General features: G+C 35.0%; 19 protein-coding genes, 1 tRNA gene and 1 pseudogene. 10 read left to right on the forward strand and 11 right to left on the reverse strand.

The genetic code is table 11. The annotated features are described in order from the left end of the window. Nucleotides 1-144: 144 nt before the first annotated feature. The 4 genes from J7R10_RS04535 to J7R10_RS04550 all read right to left on the reverse strand — a co-directional run bounded on the left by J7R10_RS04535 (nt 145) and on the right by J7R10_RS04550 (nt 3,307). Nucleotides 145-522 (reverse strand): hypothetical protein, encoded by a 378-nt coding sequence (locus tag J7R10_RS04535; RefSeq protein ID WP_010704869.1) that lies wholly within the window; start codon nt 520-522, stop codon nt 145-147. Between the two features lie 240 nt (nt 523-762). Further along, nucleotides 763-1,110, reverse strand: a complete 348-nt coding sequence (locus tag J7R10_RS04540) for a hypothetical protein (protein ID WP_010704870.1) — start codon at nt 1,108-1,110, stop codon at nt 763-765. Between the two features lie 173 nt (nt 1,111-1,283). Continuing rightward, complete coding sequence (locus tag J7R10_RS04545; protein ID WP_010704871.1) at nt 1,284-1,640, reverse strand: hypothetical protein; 357 nt, start codon at nt 1,638-1,640, stop codon at nt 1,284-1,286. A gap of 965 nt (nt 1,641-2,605) precedes the next feature. Beyond that, nucleotides 2,606-3,307 carry an HAD family hydrolase gene (locus tag J7R10_RS04550; RefSeq protein ID WP_010704872.1) on the reverse strand — a complete coding sequence of 234 codons (702 nt, stop codon included), beginning with the start codon at nt 3,305-3,307 and terminating at the stop codon, nt 2,606-2,608. Nucleotides 3,308-3,639: 332 nt separating this feature from the next. Between J7R10_RS04550 and J7R10_RS04555 the strand changes: the two genes are divergently transcribed. Continuing rightward, nucleotides 3,640-4,776 (forward strand): site-specific DNA-methyltransferase, encoded by a 1,137-nt coding sequence (locus J7R10_RS04555; RefSeq protein WP_010704873.1) that lies wholly within the window; start codon nt 3,640-3,642, stop codon nt 4,774-4,776. A gap of 250 nt (nt 4,777-5,026) precedes the next feature. Here the strand turns inward: J7R10_RS04555 and mutY are convergent, their stop codons facing one another. Next, on the reverse strand, nt 5,027-6,085 hold the full coding sequence (gene mutY / locus J7R10_RS04560) for an A/G-specific adenine glycosylase (RefSeq protein WP_026501318.1): 1,059 nt from the start codon (nt 6,083-6,085) through the stop codon (nt 5,027-5,029). 210 nt (nt 6,086-6,295) lie between these two features. On the opposite strand from mutY, the gene J7R10_RS04565 reads away from it, so the two are divergent. From J7R10_RS04565 to ppdK, 3 genes are all read left to right on the forward strand, one after another. After that, complete coding sequence (locus J7R10_RS04565) at nt 6,296-6,796, forward strand: DUF721 domain-containing protein (protein WP_010704875.1); 501 nt, start codon at nt 6,296-6,298, stop codon at nt 6,794-6,796. Nucleotides 6,797-6,879: 83 nt separating this feature from the next. Beyond that, a complete protein-coding gene (locus J7R10_RS04570) occupies nt 6,880-7,536 on the forward strand; it encodes a DsbA family protein (RefSeq protein WP_010704876.1) in 657 nt (218 codons plus the stop codon). Between the two features lie 169 nt (nt 7,537-7,705). Then, complete coding sequence (gene ppdK / locus J7R10_RS04575) at nt 7,706-10,372, forward strand: pyruvate, phosphate dikinase (protein ID WP_010704877.1); 2,667 nt, start codon at nt 7,706-7,708, stop codon at nt 10,370-10,372. A gap of 415 nt (nt 10,373-10,787) precedes the next feature. Here the strand turns inward: ppdK and J7R10_RS04580 are convergent, their stop codons facing one another. Beyond that, the gene (locus J7R10_RS04580) at nt 10,788-11,630 is read right to left on the reverse strand and encodes a peptidoglycan-binding domain-containing protein (RefSeq protein WP_010704878.1); all 843 of its coding nucleotides are present in this window, start codon (nt 11,628-11,630) and stop codon (nt 10,788-10,790) included. 966 nt (nt 11,631-12,596) lie between these two features. Here J7R10_RS04580 and J7R10_RS04585 point away from each other — a divergent pair. Both J7R10_RS04585 and J7R10_RS04590 read left to right on the forward strand, forming a co-directional pair. After that, nucleotides 12,597-12,974 carry a DUF5330 domain-containing protein gene (locus J7R10_RS04585; protein WP_010704879.1) on the forward strand — a complete coding sequence of 126 codons (378 nt, stop codon included), beginning with the start codon at nt 12,597-12,599 and terminating at the stop codon, nt 12,972-12,974. Between the two features lie 110 nt (nt 12,975-13,084). Beyond that, complete coding sequence (locus J7R10_RS04590) at nt 13,085-13,498, forward strand: SufE family protein (protein ID WP_010704880.1); 414 nt, start codon at nt 13,085-13,087, stop codon at nt 13,496-13,498. A gap of 88 nt (nt 13,499-13,586) precedes the next feature. On the opposite strand, the gene J7R10_RS04595 is transcribed toward J7R10_RS04590, so the two are convergent. Continuing rightward, on the reverse strand, nt 13,587-14,024 hold the full coding sequence (locus tag J7R10_RS04595; RefSeq protein WP_010704881.1) for a Ros/MucR family transcriptional regulator: 438 nt from the start codon (nt 14,022-14,024) through the stop codon (nt 13,587-13,589). Between the two features lie 858 nt (nt 14,025-14,882). On the opposite strand from J7R10_RS04595, the gene J7R10_RS04600 reads away from it, so the two are divergent. Then, entirely contained in the window at nt 14,883-16,976 is a 2,094-nt protein-coding gene (locus J7R10_RS04600; protein WP_010704882.1) for a S9 family peptidase, read from the forward strand. An 80-nt stretch (nt 16,977-17,056) separates the two neighbouring features. Here J7R10_RS04600 and J7R10_RS04605 read toward each other — a convergent pair whose 3' ends face one another. Next, on the reverse strand, nt 17,057-17,659 hold the full coding sequence (locus J7R10_RS04605) for a superoxide dismutase (protein WP_010704883.1): 603 nt from the start codon (nt 17,657-17,659) through the stop codon (nt 17,057-17,059). A gap of 902 nt (nt 17,660-18,561) precedes the next feature. Here J7R10_RS04605 and J7R10_RS04610 point away from each other — a divergent pair. The 3 genes from J7R10_RS04610 (at nt 18,562) to J7R10_RS04620 (ending at nt 19,434) form a co-directional block, all read left to right on the forward strand. After that, nucleotides 18,562-18,636: transfer RNA gene (locus J7R10_RS04610), tRNA-Gln, on the forward strand. Between the two features lie 198 nt (nt 18,637-18,834). Continuing rightward, nucleotides 18,835-19,116, forward strand: coding sequence for a type II toxin-antitoxin system RelE/ParE family toxin (locus J7R10_RS04615; RefSeq protein ID WP_010704884.1), 282 nt, complete (start codon nt 18,835-18,837; stop codon nt 19,114-19,116). Nucleotides 19,117-19,134: 18 nt separating this feature from the next. After that, the gene (locus J7R10_RS04620) at nt 19,135-19,434 is read left to right on the forward strand and encodes a HigA family addiction module antitoxin (RefSeq protein WP_010704885.1); all 300 of its coding nucleotides are present in this window, start codon (nt 19,135-19,137) and stop codon (nt 19,432-19,434) included. A gap of 56 nt (nt 19,435-19,490) precedes the next feature. On the opposite strand, the gene J7R10_RS04625 is transcribed toward J7R10_RS04620, so the two are convergent. The 3 genes and pseudogenes from J7R10_RS04625 to J7R10_RS09900 form a co-directional block, all read right to left on the reverse strand. Beyond that, on the reverse strand, nt 19,491-20,531 hold the full coding sequence (locus tag J7R10_RS04625) for a tyrosine-type recombinase/integrase (RefSeq protein ID WP_010704886.1): 1,041 nt from the start codon (nt 20,529-20,531) through the stop codon (nt 19,491-19,493). Nucleotides 20,532-20,533: 2 nt separating this feature from the next. Continuing rightward, entirely contained in the window at nt 20,534-20,782 is a 249-nt protein-coding gene (locus J7R10_RS04630) for a hypothetical protein (protein WP_010704887.1), read from the reverse strand. A gap of 151 nt (nt 20,783-20,933) precedes the next feature. After that, nucleotides 20,934-21,059 (reverse strand): annotated as a pseudogene (locus J7R10_RS09900) (phage regulatory protein/antirepressor Ant); the annotation flags it as partial.

Consider the following 21,059-nt stretch of genomic DNA (forward strand, 5'->3'; position numbering starts at 1 on the left):
GTTTAAATTATCCGTTTTTATGCTAAGAGGTATTCTATTTTTGCTGCGCAGTATTATGCGTAATGAGAAAATTTATCCATAGAAAGCAAAAAAAAGCCTGCCTCAATTTTTTGAGGCAGGTTGGAAATTAAAAATGTTTTGGAATTATTTGGTTTTTTTAGTTATTTGAAGTTTACCTATTGCCCATCCGATTATTCCAGTAATTATGCCCAGAAAAGATCCAGTAAAGAATCCAAAACCTAAAGCCCCTAATGAAGTAAAGAACCCTAATGTAATAGGCTCAAAGACTTTTACAATTTTTTCTCCAGTGATAGTTTCATTTTCTGATCCATAATTTAAACTTGGAAGATAGAGAGCAACTGTATTGATTATTTTCTTCTTGTTTTTCTCTAAGACGGAAACAGAAATTTCCTCTTTTTGAGAGCAGTTTTTAAAATGATTTGCATGAACATTCACAATTTGTGAAAGAGAAAAAGCAATCGCTATTAAAACACTTAATACATGATTTTTAAATTTTACCATAATTTTACCTCAATTTTTTTATTTCAAGAAGAAAATGCATAGATAAGCTCGTCAATGCACAGAAGGACAGATACATCTAAAGCTGCTTTTACTCATGTCCGTATAGTTCACTCTGTATTTTATTTATAAAAATAAACACAATAAAATAAATCCAGAGTGCATCTGTAATTTGTATTTTGCATTGCAAATTTTATTCTACGAATTTCCAGTATTTGAATGGAAAATTGTCGAGTATCACCCTTATATTGAAGCTCTTATGATTCTAATTAACCATCCTAAGAATAGCCCCACAGCAGTTGATGCATATCCAATCGCTATTCCGAGACCGAACACCCCTATCGAGACAGGTTCAAGGACCTTTTCAACTTTTCCTTTAACAGCAGCCTCATTTTTTGCTCCATCATTTAAATTGAGAACATAGAGAGCAGCCATATGGGTTACCTTCTTTTTTGCCTGTTCTATGATAGAAGAATTTTCTTGTTGTGTGTTATTGCTCAAATGATTTGCATGAACATTTACGACTTGTGAAAGAATAAAAACAATCGCTATAAACATATTTAATATATAATTTTTAAAAATTTTTGTCATAAATTTACCTCAAATACTTTCTACCTTTTAATCATAGAAGACAAATATATCTGTATATAACTGAATAGAGGGAATAACACGTATTGTGTATATTAATAGTTACTTCATTATGTTATTAAGGAATTATTAAAAACATAATGAAGTTATCTATTATGTTCTTATAATAAATGGTTTTATTTGAACATTAATACTATTTCCTTTATCCATCCTATTATTGAGCTTACGATATTTAATCCATATCCAATAAACATAAACCCCAATCCTACTGTCATAGGATCAAGCACTTTTTCAACTTTTCCTTCGATGTTCGCTTCATTTATCGTTCCATAACTTATAGTTGGAACATAGCTGATAGTCGTCTTAACTGCTGTAGATGTTGCAGTTGTTACTTGTTCCAATACGCAATCAGTAACATCGTCGTTTTGAGAACTATTTTTCAAGTAATTTGCATGAGCACTTGCAATTTGTGAAATAAAAAAAGAAGCTACTATAAACATATTTAACATATAATTTTTAAATAATTTGACCATATTTTTTTACCTCAAATATTCTGTATTTTTTTCTTAATATGTAAGAGATAAGTGCATCTATAGATAATTAATAAATACAAATTGTACCTATAGATTGCAAAATCTGCATAAAAATACTTCATTATGAATTCATAGTCAAGAATAAAATATTTTCACTATGTATTTTTGTAATATATATAATATATTAAGTGGATTATATTTTATTTAATAAACTTATGTTCAAAAATTTACTAACGGTATTTATGTATAGAAAATGGTATAATTTAGTAAAATGCTTATTTTTTAATGATTTTGTAAGAGAGAGGCGAGCCATCAGGAGAAAAAAGCTTTCTGTACCGTTTTTGTGGTTTATATTTTAAGTTATTTTTGTGTCATAAGCTCGAGTACATAATGCGTCTTATGAGGAGAATTTAGTATTGAAACATAAATAACATAGCGGACAATAAAAAATCTTAGATTATCAGATATAAAAGAGATTTTATAATTTTTGTTTCAAAATATTGAGGAGATAAAATAATGGATGCTTTGTTTATTATTAAATATAGTATAAAAAACAGAGCTGAAAAATATGATATTGTAATATAATGTTTAACAATATTTTCTTTAATAAAATACTGTATTTATTTGTAGAATTTTATACAGAATGATATTTATTATAGCTCTGTACACTCTAAAGGCATCTTTGATTTCTGTAATTATATTAAAGAAAATAATATAGTTTATTCCTAATTGTATGAATTTTATATTTTGTTATGATACCAAGTAAGTGCAATAGTTTTTTTTAATAAGTAAATCCAATTGAGAAGAGATCAAGATTTCATAGATTATAACAATGCTACATACTTTAATTGTATATAGCCAATACTACTGTGTTTTAGCTTGTGTAGATATGCCTTCCGAGGACAAGCTACCTGAAAAAGTGCTCTTTAAGAGAGTTGAAATTGATAAATTTCTAAGAGTTTTTTTTATGATAAATCGCGCCATACTGCCATTGCTTCTAGGACTTCTAGTAAATGGGCGTGTTTGGTGATAACCGTTTCAGCACCAGCTTCTGCAAGGGCATGAGAGTGACCAAGGTAACTATGTGATCCTCCAGTAAAACCGATAACGCGCATGCCTGCTGCTGATGCTGCATGTACGCCATGAAGAGAATCCTCTATTACAATAGTATTTTGAGGTTCTACATGTAATTGTTGTGCGGCAAAAAGAAAAACATCAGGGGCGGGTTTAGTTTTTTTTGTTCCCACTTCAGGGGCAGAAAATATTTTATCTTTATCATTAAAAAGATCGTAAAGACCAACGGTAGAAAGCATCTCTTTTATATCTACACTCTTTGCATTAGAGCAAATACAGTACGGATAACGCGTTTGAATAATCTCTATTGCTTCTCTTATACCATCAATAGCGTGTAATTCAGTTGCTATTTTTTCTCGAAAAAGATTCGTCATTTGATCTATGAGATAAGCAGAAACTGGTTTTTCTGTTTCCTGTTCAACTTGTTTAAGAATATCGCGAAAAATAAGCCCAGCATAACGTTCACTCAATTCCTCAGGTGATATTTCATATCCTGTTTGTTTAAGTAATTGAGATCCAATTTTGGCTGCGAGATATTCAGAGTCTACTAAAACTCCATCACAATCAAAAATAACGAGATCTATCTGAGGCATGAGATATTCCTTTATATATATATATTATAGCTTGAAAACTTTCATGAAAATGCCATTGAGACGATTTTATTGCATAAGAACATGCTTTGAAAGTGATTCTTATTCATTATGATGAAATAAAGATATGGGAATGGTGCCTTGAAGAGAAGAAAAATAAGGATTTATCAGGATAGATTCTCTTTACTTTTCTTGAAATAGCAAAAACGTGTATCAATTTTGTGGAATTTTAACGATACGTTTACTCTATTTTGTAAATATGGAATTGTAATGCGGGCCTATAAACTATTTTGATTGATTATAGGACAAATTCAGTTCATTTCGTTGGGTTTTTCATGACAGTTATTCAGCTTCAAAAAGATTTTGTTCATACTCTTTCACGGATACCATGGCGCAATAAAATTTTCAAAGGGGATTGTGTTGCAGTATTGGAAAAACTTCCGAAACATTCAGTTGATGTGATTTTTGCTGATCCTCCTTATAATTTGCAGTTAGATGGTGCTTTATATCGTCCAGATCATTCGCTTGTTGATGCGGTTGATGATGCATGGGATCAGTTTGAAAGTTTTGCTGCTTATGATGCTTTTACGCGTGCATGGTTGCTTGCTTGTCGTCGTGTGTTGAAACCCAACGGGACGATTTGGGTTATAGGATCTTACCATAATATTTTTCGGGTGGGGACGGCTTTACAAGATTTAGGTTTTTGGATGCTGAATGATATCATTTGGCGTAAAAATAATCCTATGCCTAATTTTCGAGGGCGTCGCTTTCAAAATGCTCATGAAACGCTTATTTGGGCTGTTCGAGATCAAAAGGATAAAAAATATACATTTAATTATGATGCCTTAAAAGCTGCGAATGAAGATCTACAAATGCGTTCAGATTGGCTTTTCCCTTTGTGTACTGGCGCTGAACGTTTAAAAGATGATGCAGGGCGTAAATTACATCCAACACAAAAGCCACAGGCTTTATTAGCTCGTATTATTATGGCTTCTAGTAAGCCTGGTGACGTCATTCTTGACCCGTTTTTTGGTTCGGGGACGACAGGCGCTGTTGCAAAACTTTTGGGGCGTGATTTTGTGGGGATTGAACGTGAGCAAGACTATATTGATGCAGCATGTGAGAGGATTGCTGCGGTTAAACCTTTAGCTAAACCGGAATTAGCAATTTTGGATAGAAAGAAAGCAGAGCCGCGTGTAGCATTCAACAGTTTGCTTGAAGCAGGTTTGCTTCATCCTGGAGAGGTTCTTTATGACCGCAAGAAGCAAGTATCTGCTATTGTAAGGGCTGATGGTACAGTCATGCATGGTGGTGAAGCTGGTTCTATTCATGCAATGGGACGAAAGGCGCAAGCTTCACAAAGCTGTAATGGTTGGACCTTTTGGTATTATGAAGAAAACGGGCGCTTGAAACCCATAGATGATTTAAGAATGGTCATACGTACGCAGATATTAAAAACTGGTGTTGTATGAAGAACTAAGCTGGCTGCATCACTATTCTGTTAGCCAGTTTTAATGTTGCGCACTTAATATTTAGACGTTTTCTATTCACATATTCCCTCTGCTTGTGATGTGCAAACGAGGTTTTTTTTGATGATTCATCATAAAAAGCGGTTGAAATGAAAGCTACTGTATTCGAGGTTTCTATTCAAGCTATAAAATATGAATTATCATTATAAATCAATTTTTTATGAAAAAAACATTGTGCATTTAACTAAAAAAATTATTTTAACCGAAAAGAATGAGGAATTGCCACAGAAATGGCTTTTTTCATAACCGTAGGAAGAGCTTCTTCGGCAAGATGATGGATATCGCACCACCAGCCATTTTCATCATTCATTTTGTGCGTACTGTTAGTATAGTAAACGTTGAGTTTTAGAGAAAAGTGGGTAAAAACATGTGTAATTTGTCCTTTGAACTGCCAATTGGCGATAAAGGGAGCATTTTGGAGTCCATTGTCGTTGTTTGTTCCAATGTTGTTAGGGATTTGGGTCATTCCACCAAGAAGTTTTTTACCCTGTCGTTTTTCTAAATAAATTTGTTTGTTTTCATTCAGGACAACAAAAGCAACACCAGTTTTTGAAGGGCGTTCTTTTTTAGGAGCTTTGACAGGAAAAGACTCTGTTATTTTCATCTTTGCTGCTTTACACAAACTTTGAAGAGGGCAGAGATAACAAGATGGTTTACGTGGCGTACAAATAGTTGCTCCCAGATCCATCATCGCTTGAGCAAAGTCACCAGGGCGATTTAAAGGGGTAATTTTTTGTGTTTTTTCTCTGATTTCGGCTTTGGCTTTTGGCAATATTGAAGCGATAGCAAATAAGCGGGTTACCACGCGCTCAACATTACTGTCAACGACCGCTACAGGATGGTTAAAAGCAATGGCGGCAATAGCTGCAGCAGTATAATCTCCAATACCTGAAAGAGCTCGCAATGTTTTTACGGATTGTGGAAATTGTCCTCCGTAGTTTTCAACAAGCTGCTGTGCACAGTTTCTAAGATTGCGTGCACGTGAATAATAACCAAGTCCAGCCCATGCTTTCATGATATCTTCTTGGGAGGCTTTTGCTAAAGAAAAGAGATCAGGCCAAAGTTTCAGAAATTTTTGAAAATAAGGTTTCACGGTTTCGACAGTTGTTTGTTGAAGCATGATTTCAGAAAGCCAAACGCGATAGGGATCAGGGCGGATGCCTTGCGTTTGTTCTTCGGGAGTAATACGCCATGGCAAATGCCGGTGCTTTTGATCGTACCAAGAAAGGAGGCGCGAAGAAATTTCATGCATGATTGTTTTGAACCATAGGAAGATAGAAAATGCAAAAGAAAAAGCATTTATTTTACAATTCATATTTTACTTTTTCTTCTTTAATTATAAAAACTTTTGTTAAATGAGAATTGGATTTTGTTGATATTTGATGAGATATATGGGGGAATAGTTTTTGCAATGACAGAAACCGCTATAATTCAGGATATGACTGAATGATGATCTAGAAAAATGAGCAGAAAATTTAAAAAGCGCCATTTTTATTCTCTTTCTGAGACGGTATCCAAAATGCTTGATCCTGTTTTATATAAAAGGACAGGGCTTAATGTAGCATTGATAGAGCATTGGTCACAGATTGTAGGTCATGATATTGATGAACATACAATGCCACTTAAAATTATTTGGAAACGGCGGGCTAATCAAGATGAAATTTTCCAACCAGCAACACTTGTGGTGGCCTGTGAGGGATTTTCTGCTTTAAAATTGATGCATGAGACAGATGAATTGCTCCATAGAATTAATGTTTTTTTTGGTTATATTGCTATTGATCGCATCAAGATTGAACAAAGATCTATATCTGCTTTGAAAAATAATTTGCCAATAAAGGCAGATCCGAATGAAACAGAGAAAAAACGTATAAAAAAAATGCTTAAGGAGATTGAAGATGAAAGTTTACGTCAATCGCTTTATGAACTTGGTTGTTGCATTTTTGCAGAAAAAAATAATAAATAGAGAAAGCTGTTTTATACGTTCTTTTAGTGTATAAAGAAACTGTTGGATTCTTGTCTGTTAATAACAAAAGAAAAGTATTATTTATGATGAACTACCGTTCTTTTTTACCTTTTGCGATAGTTTTTCTCTTCATGGTTTCTGGACCAATCAATACGACTGTTGCTATCGCTAGTGGTACCAAACCAGTTTCAACTGTTGATATGGGTGAACTCCTTCAATCAGGCAAGGTTAAGGATAGATTTGAGGGGAAAGAGAATGCACCAGTAACAATTGTTGAATATGCTTCATTGACATGTATTCATTGTGCACATTTTTATAATGATGTACTTCCACAAATTCGTAAAAAATATATCAAAACGGGAAAAGTAAGACTTATTTTCCGAGATTATGCTTTTGATCCGCGAGCGACGGCAGGCTTTATGTTAGCACGCTGTGCACCAGAAGATCGTTATTTCCCTATGATAGAGGTTTTATTTCAAAAACAGCAGGAGTGGGTTTGGGAGAAAGACGCTCTCACACCATTGAAAAAAATTGGCTTAATGGCTGGTTTTACGGATGAAAGTTTTACTGCTTGCCTGAAAAATCAGTCCATTTTAGATGAAGTGAATGCATCTTTTGAACGTGGTAAAGAGCTTGGTGTCACAGCAACACCTACCTTCTTTATTAATGGTAACAAGTATGAAGGTGTAATGTCAGTGGAATCCTTCTTTTCGGTGATTGATAGTTTTCTTAAAAACTAAATCTTCTTTCCAAGAGATGGGTATTGATTGTGGTCGTTTTTCTTTTGGGAAGATTGATTTTATGCATTTATAAAGCAATATTTTTTAGCCAATTTTGATCGAATATTGTTTTGATAATATTAGCTCGGATCAAATGATGTTTCGATGCTAATATGGGAGGATTTGTACTATGACAAAATGGGTTTACAGTTTTGGGGATGGCCATGCAGAGGGGAGTGCAAGTAAGCGCAATCTTCTTGGTGGTAAGGGGGCTAATTTGGCAGAAATGAGTAATCTTGGTTTGCCTGTCCCTCCAGGATTTACTCTTACAACAGAAGTTTGTAATTTTTATTACGCAAATGGTAAAACATATCCCGAAGAATTACAGGAAGCTGTTAAACAAGCGCTTAAACGCATTGGTGAACGAACAGGGCGCGAGTTTGGACATGAAAAAAGGCCACTTTTACTCTCTGTTCGTTCAGGTGCAAGAGTTTCTATGCCAGGAATGATGGATACAGTACTTAATCTTGGTATGAATGATGAAGCTGTAAAAGCAATTGCTTTACAAGCCAATAATGAACGCTTTGCTTACGACAGTTATCGCCGTTTTATCCAAATGTATTCTAACGTTGTTTTAGGTTTGGATCATACGTCTTTTGAAGAGATTCTTGATGAGGCAAAAGTGCGCAAGGGGTATGCTGTCGATACAGAAATGACAGCAGACGATTGGAAAGATGTTATTGTTTCTTATAAGGCATATGTTCAAGAACAGTTAGATAAACCTTTTCCGCAAGATCCTGAACAACAGTTGTGGGGGGCGATTGGAGCGGTTTTTTCAAGTTGGATGACAGCACGTGCAATTACTTATCGTCGTTTACATAATATTCCTGAAAGTTGGGGAACGGCAGTAAATGTACAGGCAATGGTATTTGGCAATATGGGGGAGGATTCGGCGACAGGTGTTGCTTTTACACGCAATCCCTCAACAGGAAAAAAAGAACTTTACGGTGAGTTTTTAGTGGATGCCCAAGGTGAGGATGTTGTAGCGGGGATTCGCACTCCCCAAAATATCACAGAAAATGCGCGTATTGTTGCGGGTTCAAATAAGCCATCTTTGGAAAAAATTATGCTGGAAGCTTTTTTGAAGCTATGTCAAATTGCGCAGAAGCTTGAACAGCATTATCGAGATATGCAAGATCTCGAATTCACGATTGAAAAAGGAAAATTGTGGATGTTGCAGACTCGTTCGGGAAAGCGGACGGTACGTGCTGCTTTAAAAATGGCAATAGAAATGGTTGAGGAGGGTTTGATAAGCCGTGAAGAGGCGGTAATGCGAATAGATGCCAAATCGCTTGACCAGCTTTTACATCCGACACTAGATCCCAAAGCAGCACGTTTTGTTGTTGCACGTGGTTTACCTGCTTCTCCTGGAGCGGCGACTGGAGAAATTGTTTTCACTTCGGAAGAAGCAGAAACTGCGTCAGCAGAGGGGCGCAAAGTTATTTTGGTGCGTGTAGAAACAAGCCCAGAGGATATTCATGGAATGCATGCTGCGCAAGGGATTTTAACGACGCGCGGTGGGATGACAAGTCATGCTGCTGTTGTAGCACGTGGTATGGGAAAGCCGTGTATTTCTGGTGCTGGCAATGTACGGATTGATTATAACACAAACACAATGTTTGCTTCAGGGCAGAATTTTAAAAAGGGCGATGTCATAACGATTGATGGTGGAAGTGGAGAAGTTTTGAAAGGGAAGGTTGCGATGTTGCAACCTGAGCTTTGTGGCGATTTTGCAAAATTGATGGAGTGGGCTGATGGGATGCGACGTATAAGAGTTCGCGCTAATGCTGAAACGCCCTCTGATGCAAGGATGGGGCGTTCCTTTGGGGCCGAAGGTATTGGGCTTTGCCGTACGGAACATATGTTTTTTTCTGGTGAACGTATTGTTGCCATGCGTGAAATGATTTTAAGTAATGATGAAAGCGGCCGTCGTAAAGCATTGGATAAACTTTTGCCCATGCAGCGTTCAGACTTTAGCGAATTATTTGAAATTATGTGTGGTTTGCCTGTTACTATCCGCTTGCTTGATCCGCCACTCCATGAATTTTTGCCAAAAACGGATGCAGAAATTCTTGAGGTTGCAACGGCTATGGGAGTATCGGTAGATGTGCTTTCTGAACGCGCGCAGCAGTTGCATGAATTTAACCCTATGCTTGGATTACGAGGCTGCCGTTTAGCTATTACATATCCTGAAATTGCACAAATGCAGGCGCGAGCCATCTTTGAAGCAGCGGCAGAAGCCGCTCAAAAATCTGGATCTCCTGTTATGCTTGAAATTATGGTACCGCTTGTTGCGCTGAAATCTGAACTTGATTTTGTCAAAGCGCGTATTGATCAGGTTGCTAATGAAGTGATGAAGGAAAAGGGAAGGAATATTCAGTACATGGTTGGAACCATGATTGAGCTTCCTAGAGCAGCTCTTCGGGCAGATGAAATTGCCGAGACAGCTGAATTTTTTTCATTTGGAACAAATGATCTGACACAAACCACTTTTGGAATTTCACGTGATGATGCGGCTCCTTTTTTAGCAACTTATTTTCAGAAAGGACTTTTAGAACAAGATCCTTTCGTATCAATTGACCGTAATGGAGTAGGCGAGCTTATTTCTATTGCGGCACAGCGTGGTCGTTCACAGCGTGGAAAAATTAAACTGGGCATTTGTGGTGAACACGGGGGCGATCCTGCTTCTATTGCATTATGTGAAGAAAATGATCTGGATTATGTGTCATGTTCTCCTTTTCGGGTGCCAATTGCCCGTTTAGCAGCAGCACAGGCTGCTATTGCAAAAAGAGCATAGAGATTTCAAGACAATTTTCATTATGAGGCAACTATTTTTTCATTTAGTCTATTTAGTAAGAGGCATATTTACTTTTTTGAATTTTTTACTCACACGCTTATTCTTTTTGTAACTTGTAAGAAAACGCTTTTTTAAATTCATGATAAAAGGAGTTGAAACAAGAGAATTTCTCTGTACTCAGAGTTTTTTAACTGGTAAGAACGACGAACTTTCTTTGTAAATCAATGTCTTAATTACAGCAGAATGAATACGTATTTTTCTTCACTAAAAGAAAAAAATTCTAGAATACATTCTAAGCTGTATAGGCGGGAGAAAGAGAGCTATGTCTTTGATGTATTTATAAGAAAAAGCATGAAGTGGAGGAATACATTCTCATCATGTTTTCAGTGTTTACTTTATAAAATAGAACTTGCCTTTAATTTAACAAACCAACTTCTCTCATTTTCATCAAAACGGTGTGATCAATTTTACCCGTTATGGGAAGATCAAACATTTTTTGAAACTGTTTTAAGGCATCTATTGTCTTTTGGTCTTCTATACCCGTAACAATAACCTCTTGATGACCAAAAATACGTAAAGCTTTTTGCACTTGTATAATGTCTGCAGGAGGCTCTAAAACAGTTTCTTTTGAGCGTGGCACAGCTTTTGTTTTTGTTGTTTCATTTGCCATTTCTATTTCACTACGTTTAATTAATACTGTAATTTCATCCGTTTCTGGATTGGGAAAAATATTATGTTGCATCCCGTGAATGGTTTGTTGTTTCCAAAGTGCTATAGCACGACGCATTTTAGGTCCCTCTATTCCATCTAAAGGACCATCATAAAACCCCAATTTTGCCAGTTTCTTTTGCATTTTTAATGTGTTTTCTGACAAAGCATGTGAAGATAAGTTTTTGTGTAGATGGCTTGGAAAATCTACAGAAGGATCACGAGAAATTGTGCTAAGTTTTGCTTCTTTTGCAGATAAAGGAGAGTTTTTTTCTCTATTTTGAGCAAATGTAAATTTCATGTTCATAAAAACATCTTGCTGCATTATCATTTGCGAAAATAAAGCATTAAATGAAACAAATCCAAAACTCATGATGAAAAGAAGCGAGCCAATGAAAAACAGAGCATTTTTTTGTGTATAGAAATAAAGTGTTTTTGCTATCCAAAAAAGAAACCGACAGCTTATAAGAAAAAATATTATAACAATACTACTATAGTGTTTACGCTTTTTTACGGTTTTTGTTCTGCGCGTCTTTCGTTTTTTTGCCATTATTTTTATTTTCAAGAGTAAATGTTTTTATACAGAAACGGATATAAATTATTTCCACTTTCAGTGAGAGGGAGAGAGTTTGATTTTGTTGTTCTTGTCTTTCAAATGATTAAAACCAACAAATTTGTCATGTAATCTATAAGCTGATAAATTAACAATAGTCTTTACCCGGTTTTCTTCGTTTTATATTCTACAGAATTTCTAGTCTGTATAGAAAAACTCTACCTATACAATACCGTTTTTACGCCTGAAACTATATCATCACGTATCATCATCTCAACTGAAAGTGCTACGTCATTTCCTCATTTTTTATTTTTTACGTATATATTTTCTAGTCTTTGCAATCAAATTGAAACAACATTGTATTTATCATGTTGCAGAACTGAGAAAATTATTATATCTTTTTCAAAGATCGTTTATGTACAGAAACCTGTATTTCAATACAATCTTGATGAGCATAATTTTTTCCCATATCACATATATTCTAGCATAAATCTATTTTACTAATATTCGATAAATTTCATAAAACTCAACAGAAGTGATTTTTAAAATATCTGCAAGAAAAGTGGTTGGCGGCTTAATTCTTATCATTTTACATCGTACTTTTTTATAAAGGGTATTATTAGGTATCGAAACCTCACTTATTGTCATGATTTGAGGTATCATGTTGTCTTTGTCTTTCACACTACATGTATGTTTATGATATGTCATGAGAGCGTAATCTCACAGACTTCAACGCTTTTATTTTTTCATTGTGCAAATTTGACGCTCATTTTTTCATGAAAAGCTCATGCGCTTTCGTTTTTATACAGCTGCATCATGTCTTATGACAACATAATGAATGCTGCACATCTGATAAACAAATGCTCAATTTTATAAAGGACTTATCTTATAAATTTTTTATAAAGAAGAAGAGTATAAACTGTTGCTTGTGTTTCATTTACAACTGCGGTGCATTAGTTGCTCATGATGCGTTTTTTGATCAAATTATTCTTTTTTTTGTTTTTTGTTTTTGTCATCATTTCATTTTTTATAGAAAAACCGAGGAATAATCATTCCTTTTCTCAAAAAGATCATGAGACAATAACGAGTGATGTGATTATTGCTTTTAAGGAAGCTTTAAGTGATTTAGGAACATTTTGTGATCGTAATATAGAAGCCTGCAAAGTAGGAAAGTCCTTTTTAAGCTCACTTGGCGAGCGTGCATATTATGGTGCAAGAGCAGCTTACGAATATTTTGGACGCATACTGGATGATAAGAATATGGCGACTTCTCCCAAAATTACGTCTAAAAGGGAGGCACAAGAGTCTACACAAAAACAGAAGTATACGACATTACCTTGAAATATTTTTTGAACGTTCATTATAGGTATTATGCTAATGACAAGAGTCATTATTTATCTGACAAGTAAATACATGTAAGATAATCATAAAAGAAAAACAGGACTGAGATTATGGCAGAAACGATTGAGAATATTATAGAAAACTTTTCTCTTTTGGATAATTGGGAAGATCGTTATCGTTATGTCATTGAACTTGGACATGAATTACCACCTTTTCCAGAAAGCGCTCGCAATGATGATCACAAAGTGCGGGGATGTGTTAGCCAAGTATGGCTTTTATCATCACGTGATAATACTTCGGATAATCCAATACTAACATTTCAAGGTGATTCTGATGCCCATATTGTGCGTGGACTTATTTACATTCTTCTTGCCTTTTATTCAGGAAAAAAAGCCTCTGAAATTCGCAATGCTGATGCGGAAGGTCTTTTTGAAACACTTGGTTTAAAGGAAAATCTTACACCACAACGGTCAAATGGTCTTAAATCGATGATTGAACGAATTCGTAAAGAAAGTTATGTATAAAATCAACATCTTATAAAAAACTCTCCCAAATCTCCTTAAAAAACGTTTTATATATACTGAAGGCGACCAGTTTTTTTAAAAGATGCTATTATTTTGCTTTCTTCCGTTTGCTTTTGCGCCCAAGTCCCATCTCTTTTGCCAAAGCTGAGCGTGCTTTTGCATAATTAGGTGCAACCATAGGATAAGAGCTGTCCAGTTGCCATTTTTCACGATATTCTTCTGGCAACATTCCATAATGTGTCATGAGATGACGCTTTAAAGATTTAAACTTTTTTCCATCTTCAAGGCAGATGAGATAATCTGGAAAGATTGAACGCTTTGGGTTCACTGCTGGCCTTTGCTTTTCAACTTCCACTTCTGTTAATTCTACATTCCCCGCTTTACGAAAAGCGGCATGAACATCAGCAATTAAACTTGGTATTTCGGTCGGTCGGATAGAATTGTTACTCACGTAGGCAGCAACAATATCCGCAACCAATATAATAACTAAATTGCTTTCAGTCTCTAAGACTGGATGATGTTCCATTCTTCTTTCCTTTAATTTAAAATCCAGTAATTTAAAATCGAGATACAGCACATATCCTCATGACATGAGATCCCATGCACATAGGCTTCATATTGTACAAAAATCTTTTTTGTCAATTCAATTATTCTATAAAATTGCTAAAACACAAAAAAATCAAATAAACACCTCTTTTTAGTCATAATATACAACAAGAAGAACCAACTTATTGACCTGTTAGAATATAGTTTTTTATATAAAATCTCATAAATAAAATATATTATAAATGTAAAAAATGATATAATATTAATCCATTTATTTTATAGAGATCATATAAATTAAAATATATCAAATAAGTTAATATTTTATTTTACATGTTTATTATTTATAATTTATTTATAAAATAATATTATTAAATATAAAATTAAATTATTTTTGTTTTTTAAATTTTAAAATACTTTTAATAAATTAAAATGTATTTATAATATTAGCCTATTAAATATATATTATACGATTAGCTATCAATATGGTACAGTATAATATTATTTATAAAAAATAATATCAAAATAACTACATATATTATTAAATTAGATTCTATTGTTTATATCCGAAAGTTAACTCTACTATTTGAAGGAAAATTAAATTTCGCTACAAAATAGCCTTATTTCTTAGCTCGTAATTTTTATAAAAGGGGCGCGTTATACACAAAAGACAATGCCTGTAATATAGATAAACAAAAGTACATGGCGTCATTGTAGAATAGAAACTATCACAGCTATATTTTTGCAAGTAAGCGAAATTTATAGATTTATGCACTTGCATAAACAATACGATTCTAACATATACGAAGTCATGAGTTTTTATTTAACATTAGGATCGTGCATGACACACTTTTCTGTGATTCCTCCAAAAGCATCTAAAATCATACATAAAAAAATATATCATGGTATTTGTCATAATGATCCCTATCATTGGCTACGTGCGTTTAATTGGCAAGATGTTTTTAAAAAACCTCATTGTCTTGACTTAAATATTCGATATCATCTCGACAATGAAAATGCTTATCAGGCTGCTCAAATGGCTGATACAAAGTCACTACAAGATTTGCTTTTTACTGAAATGAAAGGGCGAATCCAAGAGAATGACAGTTCTGTTCCTATAAAACATGGGCCTTTTGCTTATGGATTTTCTTATGTTACCGGAGGCCAACAACCACATTATTTCCGTACATCAAGGAATGGGGGAGAAAAAAACGTTTACCTTAATGGTGATGCTTTGGCTGAAGGAAAAGAATATTTTAATTTTGGTTCAGTTCAAGAATCTCCTGATCATACACATGTTGTTTGGACCTATGATGACAAAGGATCAGAATTTTATAAAGCTAAAATTCGTAATTTGGAAACATTGTCTGACTGTATGGATACCATTACTGACACATCAGGACAAATTGTATGGGATGCTAAATCTGAAGGTTTTTTCTATACGAAGATGGATGAAAATCATCGTCCTTCAGAGCTCTATTATCACCGATTAAACACCAATCAATCACAAGATAAGCTTATTTTTCGTGAAGATAATCCAGGATTTTTCTTACACGTAAGCGGTTCTAAACTTAATGATGTTATTTATATTAATATTCATGATCATGAAACATCAGAGGTTTGGTTGATTCCAGCTGAAGCGCCTCTCACTGTTCCCCAATGTGTACGAAAGCGGCAAAAAGGTATTGAATATTCACTTACAGAAGGTGGTGATGTTTTTTATATTCTAACCAATCTGGATAACGCAAAAGATTTTAAAATTATGGTAACGCCGTATGCATCTCCACAATCGGAAAATTGGTCTGAATTTGTGTCACATCAGCGTGGACATCTGATACTATCCCATGATGCTTATCAAGATTTTCTTATCTGGCTTGAGCATTTTGAAGGGCTGCCTCGTATAAAAATAATGGAGCGTACCACTAAAGAAATTCATTCCATTACTTTTACTGAGGAGGCTTATTCTTTAGGTTTACAAGGTGCTGCAGAATACGATAGTCAAACCATTCGCTTTTCCTATTCCTCTATGACAACACCTGATCAAGTGTTTGATTATGAAGTGAAAAATCGCAAACGGATGCTTTTAAAAACGCAAATCATTCCTTCTGGGCATAATAAAGATGAATATGTAACACGACGTATTACAGCGGTAGCAGATGATGGTGAAAAAATTCCTATTTCGCTTTTTTATCACAAAGCTACCGCTCTTAACGGTAGTGCACCTTGTTTGCTCTACGGTTATGGAGCCTATGGAATTTCTATTCCAGCCAGTTTCAATAGCAATGTACTTTCTTTGGTTAACAGAGGTTTTATTTATGCCATAGCCCATATTCGTGGAGGAAAAGAAAAAGGTGTTGAATGGTATGAGAAGGGAAAACACCTTTTTAAATACAATACATTTACAGATTTTATTGCTTGTGGGCGCTATCTTGTGAATAATAAATTCACTTCTCATGACCGTCTTATTGCCCAAGGTGGTTCAGCAGGAGGAATGTTAATGGGAGTTATTGCTAACATAGCTCCACAGGATTTTGCTGGAATTGTAGCAAATGTGCCTTTTGTTGATGTTTTAAACACTATGTTAGATGTTTCATTGCCCCTAACGCCTTTAGAATGGCCAGAATGGGGAAATCCTCTTGAATCAGAAGAAGACTATAATTTTATCGCTTCCTATTCTCCCTACGATAATGTCAAAGATCAAAAATATCCTCCTATGCTTGTGACGGCAGGATTAACAGATCCTCGTGTAACTTACTGGGAGCCTGCGAAATGGGTAGCAAAATTACGAGACTTGAAAACAGACGATAATGCAATTTTATTGCGCATTAATATGGACTCAGGTCATGCAGGTGCAGCGGGACGTTTTTCAAAGATAGAAGAAATTGCATATATCTATGCATATATTCTAAAAATAGTAGGAAAAAACTGTTGCTAGTTTAAACATCTGTCTTCTTTTAGAAAGGCTCCATCATGCATTAGTTTACGAAGCCTTTCACAAAAAACTATGCAAATCGCTTAAAGTCCACAATCTTCATAAAGCTTTAAAACATAATCCCAATTAATTAAATGGTCTATGAAAGCTTCGATATATTTCGGACGTGCATTGCGGTAATCAATGTAATAGGAATGTTCCCATACATCGATCCCCAGAATAGGTTGAGCATCATGAACTAAAGGATTTTCACCATTAGGTGTTTTCATAATTTCAAGCTTGCCATCTTTAACAGCAACCCATGCCCACCCAGAACCAAATTGGGCAGTAGCAGCAGCAATAAAATTAGTGCGGAATCTATCATAGCCACCCAGATCAGCCTCAACAGCTTTTGCAAGTTTTTCAGGAAGTTTTTGACCACCACCACCTTTTTTCATCCAATGCCAAAAATGGTTATGATTGTAATATTGCGCTGCGTTATTAAACAAACCAATATTTTTCCCAAAGCTTTTTTTAACAATATCTTCAAGGCTTTCATTTTCTAAGCCTAACTCTTTTACAAAATTATTAGTATTGGTCAGATAAGCGAGGTGATGCTTATCATGATGATATTCAAGCGTTTCACGTGACATATAGGGCGAAAGGGCGTCATAATCGTAAGGCAACGCGGCCAATTCAAAAGTCATTTGAAAATCTCCTCGATTCTATTTTGTTAAGCTCACTCCACAAACTTAATGTGCCATTTACTTCATCTAAAAGCAAATGTTGAATATCCGTTTGTATGAATTAATTCGGTGACCATCTTTTCGTAAAGGTCTTTTTAGGAGAGGTACACACGCAATCACTCAAAATACCACTATTTATATCAGTGTCTTTCGGAGGAAATTTTTATACCCATGCACGCACAAAAAATGCAATTATCTTTTTAAGTAAAAGTGGAAGAGAGAGTTATCAATAGCTTATTTTTTTATCTAAATGTTTTTAATTTTGCAAGATTTCACTTACCCTATTCCTAAAATGTGTTGTTACTTTAAGTGTTTGTAATGGAGTACGCGTGGGTATCTTTTGCACAAACCTTAGAAATATTTTATAATTCTCATTACAACTGATAGTTTATACATATTAACTAAAAATGGATTTATCTATGATAAACAATTGTGTTCATCGCGGGTTATTATTCTAATTTATGAATTAAGAGAGAGATGAATTATTGTACACTGAGTAAGCAAGAATGCGATTAATGAAGGTAAAAGACCATTAATATAAAAGTCTCTGTTTTCTGCTCTCATTTAAAGAGCTTAGATTTAAATGCATTAAGAGAAGAGAGTATTCTATGATAATTTTTAAATACATTGGTAATTATAAAATTTGCGTTTTGTGCTGTCATGAGATGAAAGATAGATAAAGAGTCGTTGCTTATGTTAAAAATGTAAACGGGCGCAAGTTTTCTGCTACAGTTTTGCAGAAATATAATACGCGTGAGATTTCAAAATTTTATAATAAAAAAGTAAAAGCTTTGATTTTCAGATATTGCGTACCTTCATAGGAATCGCTATAAGGTGCAAAAGTAGTCTTGATCGTGTTTTTTTGGGGTATAGCCAAGCGGTAAGGCACCGGTTTTTGGTACCGGCATTCCCTGGTTCGAATCCAGGTACCCCAGCCAATACTTAATTAAATCAATAGGTTATATAAAAATTCGGGATTTTTCATTCCGTTGATTCTTTTAACTTATTTTCCACCTATCCCTAACTTTTTATAGCTTATACTCAATCATTTTATCTGGATAACTGGATTTGCTAGCAGGGTACTTGACTATTATTGTTGTTAATCGTATAGTGATAGTATACGATAAGGGGCGGTAATGGCAATTGTGAGCTTCAAACATAAGGGCTTAAAATTATTTTATACAAAAGGTTCTACAAAAGCTATTCAATCAGATCACGTGAAAAAATTACGCGTTATCTTGACGGCTTTAACGAGTGCTACGATGCCTGAAATGTTGAAAGCGCCTGCCTTTAAAATGCATCCTCTTAAAGGTGAACTTACAGGATACTATTCTATATGGGTGAATGGAAATTGGCGTGTTACTTTTCGCTTTATAGGAACAGATGTGGAGCTTGTTGATTATCAAGATTACCATTGATGAAAGGAACTAAAACAAATGATGCATAACCCCGCACATCCGGGCGAAGTTCTAAAAGTAGCTTTCTTAGAAGAAATGGGGATAACAATACAAAAGTTAGCTGATCATCTCCATATGACAAGAGCTTCTCTATCAAGAGTGATTAACGGACATACCTCTATGAGTACCGAACTTGCAGTAAAATTAGAATTAGCTGGTTTTAGTAAAGCAAAATTTTGGCTGGATATGCAAACGAATTATAATTTATGGCAAACAATGCAACAGACACAACCACCTATTTCTCCTCTGGTTTCTGATGCACCTCAAATGCCGCATTAATTTCATTCATAATTTTGACGGGGCTTTGGTTTGTTTTTTAGCAGCCACTCATTGTTCTAACTTTTTTGAAGTTTTTTGATTGCTTCTATTGCAAGTCGTTTTCTGTCGGCTGTTTTGGTATAGAGGGATGCCATGTTATCTTCTGTCCAGCCAAAAAGCGCTTTCATTTGCGAAACTGTCGCACCTGCATTTGCTGCACGTGTTGCTGCTAATTTTCGCAATCCATGGGCTGATTTTTTAATACCTGCTACATTACAAGCTTTACGAAACAGGTTACCAAAACTTTCTTTGGTCAGTTTTTTACCTTCTTTACCGCAAATAAATGTTTCATCTCCAATAGGTCCAATTTTAAGTGTTTCTGCGAGTTCTGGCAAAATCGCGAGAAAAACATCTGTTTTAAATTGGCTCTTTTCTGTTTTTAAATGAATAATATTATCTGTTGTGATATCTTTCCAGCCGATACGAACGGCATCACCACGACGTAAACCTGTATATAAAAGGACGTCAATCCATACACGTTCATGCGTTCCTAATTTCCAGTGATGATAGTATTTCTCAATATCTTCTTCTAACCATGGTGCAAAATCTTCGGAGTTAAAAGATTTTGGTGGTTTTATATTAAAAGCAGGATTTCTATTTAAAAGAACGTTATCAACCGCCCAATTGAAAAGACCATTTAAAGCCGTTAAAAAGTGCCTAGCTGCGGCTGGGGTCTCTCGTCTTCTGTCTACGGCATCAAGGATATGTTGTTTTGTTATACTTTTATAAGCACGGTCGCCAATATGTTTAGAAACATTGTTTAGAATTCTATACTTAACTTTTTTAGTGGATTCTGATTGATTATGCCATTGCATGCTTTGTAAATACTGATGCAGCAACCAATCGAAAGATTCTTCTGTAAGTCTGGTTTGTTTTATTTTCTTGGATGGACCATTTTGCGCTTGTTGAATGGCAATCGTATAGTTGTCAACAAACTCTTGTGTCCCATAGGTTCCTTCAATTCGAAATCGTGGTCCATGACCAATACGCACATACCATATGGTTTTACCATGGCGTGTACGTTCACGAACAAGATGTGGTGGACGACATTTTGGCATGGCTAAAACTTTATATCGTCAACAGGGGGGCAAGATTTATTGGTGCTATATTCTTCTTGTTCATTTTCCAGCGGTGGAAAATCATCAATGCTATAAGTATTATCTGTCGTTTTGGGTGGAATGATTTTATTGATATGAATTAATAATTCTCCTGTAGGTTTGATTTTTATTAATTCACATCCTTGTTTTTTTGCTTCTCTTAAGGCGCGAGCAATAGCTGGTTGCGTGATAGTAAGTGGGCGGTGTCCCATATTGTTTCCCCTTAATTTTAGATGCAATTCACTTGTGGCGTGAATCACGCATTGGTTGAAAGTTGTTATGAGATGGTGGGGATGCTCGGGAGGAGAGAGCACCCCCATAAACTTCAAGCAGCTTTTGTCAAAATCTTTTTCATGTCTTGCTGTCTTTTTGTTCATTCTCATTTTTGAGATAAGTTAAAACTCCTAACATGACTTGTGGACTAGAGTAATCGATTTGCGGTGCTGCTACTTGCTGTTCTAATTGTTGCCACCGGTCAATGATTTTTGC

This window comes from Bartonella vinsonii subsp. berkhoffii ATCC 51672 (genome assembly GCF_902825225.1).
Lineage (GTDB): Bacteria > Pseudomonadota > Alphaproteobacteria > Rhizobiales > Rhizobiaceae > Bartonella > Bartonella berkhoffii.

Bases quoted from the DNA above. Each gene is read 5' to 3' on its own strand.
- J7R10_RS04535 (WP_010704869.1), bottom strand. From the start codon at position 522: ATGGTAAAATTTAAAAATCATGTATTAAGTGTTTTAATAGCGATTGCT.
- J7R10_RS04540 (WP_010704870.1), bottom strand. From the start codon at position 1,110: ATGACAAAAATTTTTAAAAATTATATATTAAATATGTTTATAGCGATT.
- J7R10_RS04545 (WP_010704871.1), bottom strand. From the start codon at position 1,640: ATGGTCAAATTATTTAAAAATTATATGTTAAATATGTTTATAGTAGCT.
- J7R10_RS04550 (WP_010704872.1), bottom strand. From the start codon at position 3,307: ATGCCTCAGATAGATCTCGTTATTTTTGATTGTGATGGAGTTTTAGTA.
- J7R10_RS04555 (WP_010704873.1), top strand. From the start codon at position 3,640: ATGACAGTTATTCAGCTTCAAAAAGATTTTGTTCATACTCTTTCACGG.
- mutY (WP_026501318.1), bottom strand. From the start codon at position 6,085: ATGCATGAAATTTCTTCGCGCCTCCTTTCTTGGTACGATCAAAAGCAC.
- J7R10_RS04565 (WP_010704875.1), top strand. From the start codon at position 6,296: ATGAGCAGAAAATTTAAAAAGCGCCATTTTTATTCTCTTTCTGAGACG.
- J7R10_RS04570 (WP_010704876.1), top strand. From the start codon at position 6,880: ATGATGAACTACCGTTCTTTTTTACCTTTTGCGATAGTTTTTCTCTTC.
- ppdK (WP_010704877.1), top strand. From the start codon at position 7,706: ATGACAAAATGGGTTTACAGTTTTGGGGATGGCCATGCAGAGGGGAGT.
- J7R10_RS04580 (WP_010704878.1), bottom strand. From the start codon at position 11,630: ATGGCAAAAAAACGAAAGACGCGCAGAACAAAAACCGTAAAAAAGCGT.
- J7R10_RS04585 (WP_010704879.1), top strand. From the start codon at position 12,597: ATGATGCGTTTTTTGATCAAATTATTCTTTTTTTTGTTTTTTGTTTTT.
- J7R10_RS04590 (WP_010704880.1), top strand. From the start codon at position 13,085: ATGGCAGAAACGATTGAGAATATTATAGAAAACTTTTCTCTTTTGGAT.
- J7R10_RS04595 (WP_010704881.1), bottom strand. From the start codon at position 14,024: ATGGAACATCATCCAGTCTTAGAGACTGAAAGCAATTTAGTTATTATA.
- J7R10_RS04600 (WP_010704882.1), top strand. From the start codon at position 14,883: ATGACACACTTTTCTGTGATTCCTCCAAAAGCATCTAAAATCATACAT.
- J7R10_RS04605 (WP_010704883.1), bottom strand. From the start codon at position 17,659: ATGACTTTTGAATTGGCCGCGTTGCCTTACGATTATGACGCCCTTTCG.
- J7R10_RS04615 (WP_010704884.1), top strand. From the start codon at position 18,835: ATGGCAATTGTGAGCTTCAAACATAAGGGCTTAAAATTATTTTATACA.
- J7R10_RS04620 (WP_010704885.1), top strand. From the start codon at position 19,135: ATGATGCATAACCCCGCACATCCGGGCGAAGTTCTAAAAGTAGCTTTC.
- J7R10_RS04625 (WP_010704886.1), bottom strand. From the start codon at position 20,531: ATGCCAAAATGTCGTCCACCACATCTTGTTCGTGAACGTACACGCCAT.
- J7R10_RS04630 (WP_010704887.1), bottom strand. From the start codon at position 20,782: ATGGGACACCGCCCACTTACTATCACGCAACCAGCTATTGCTCGCGCC.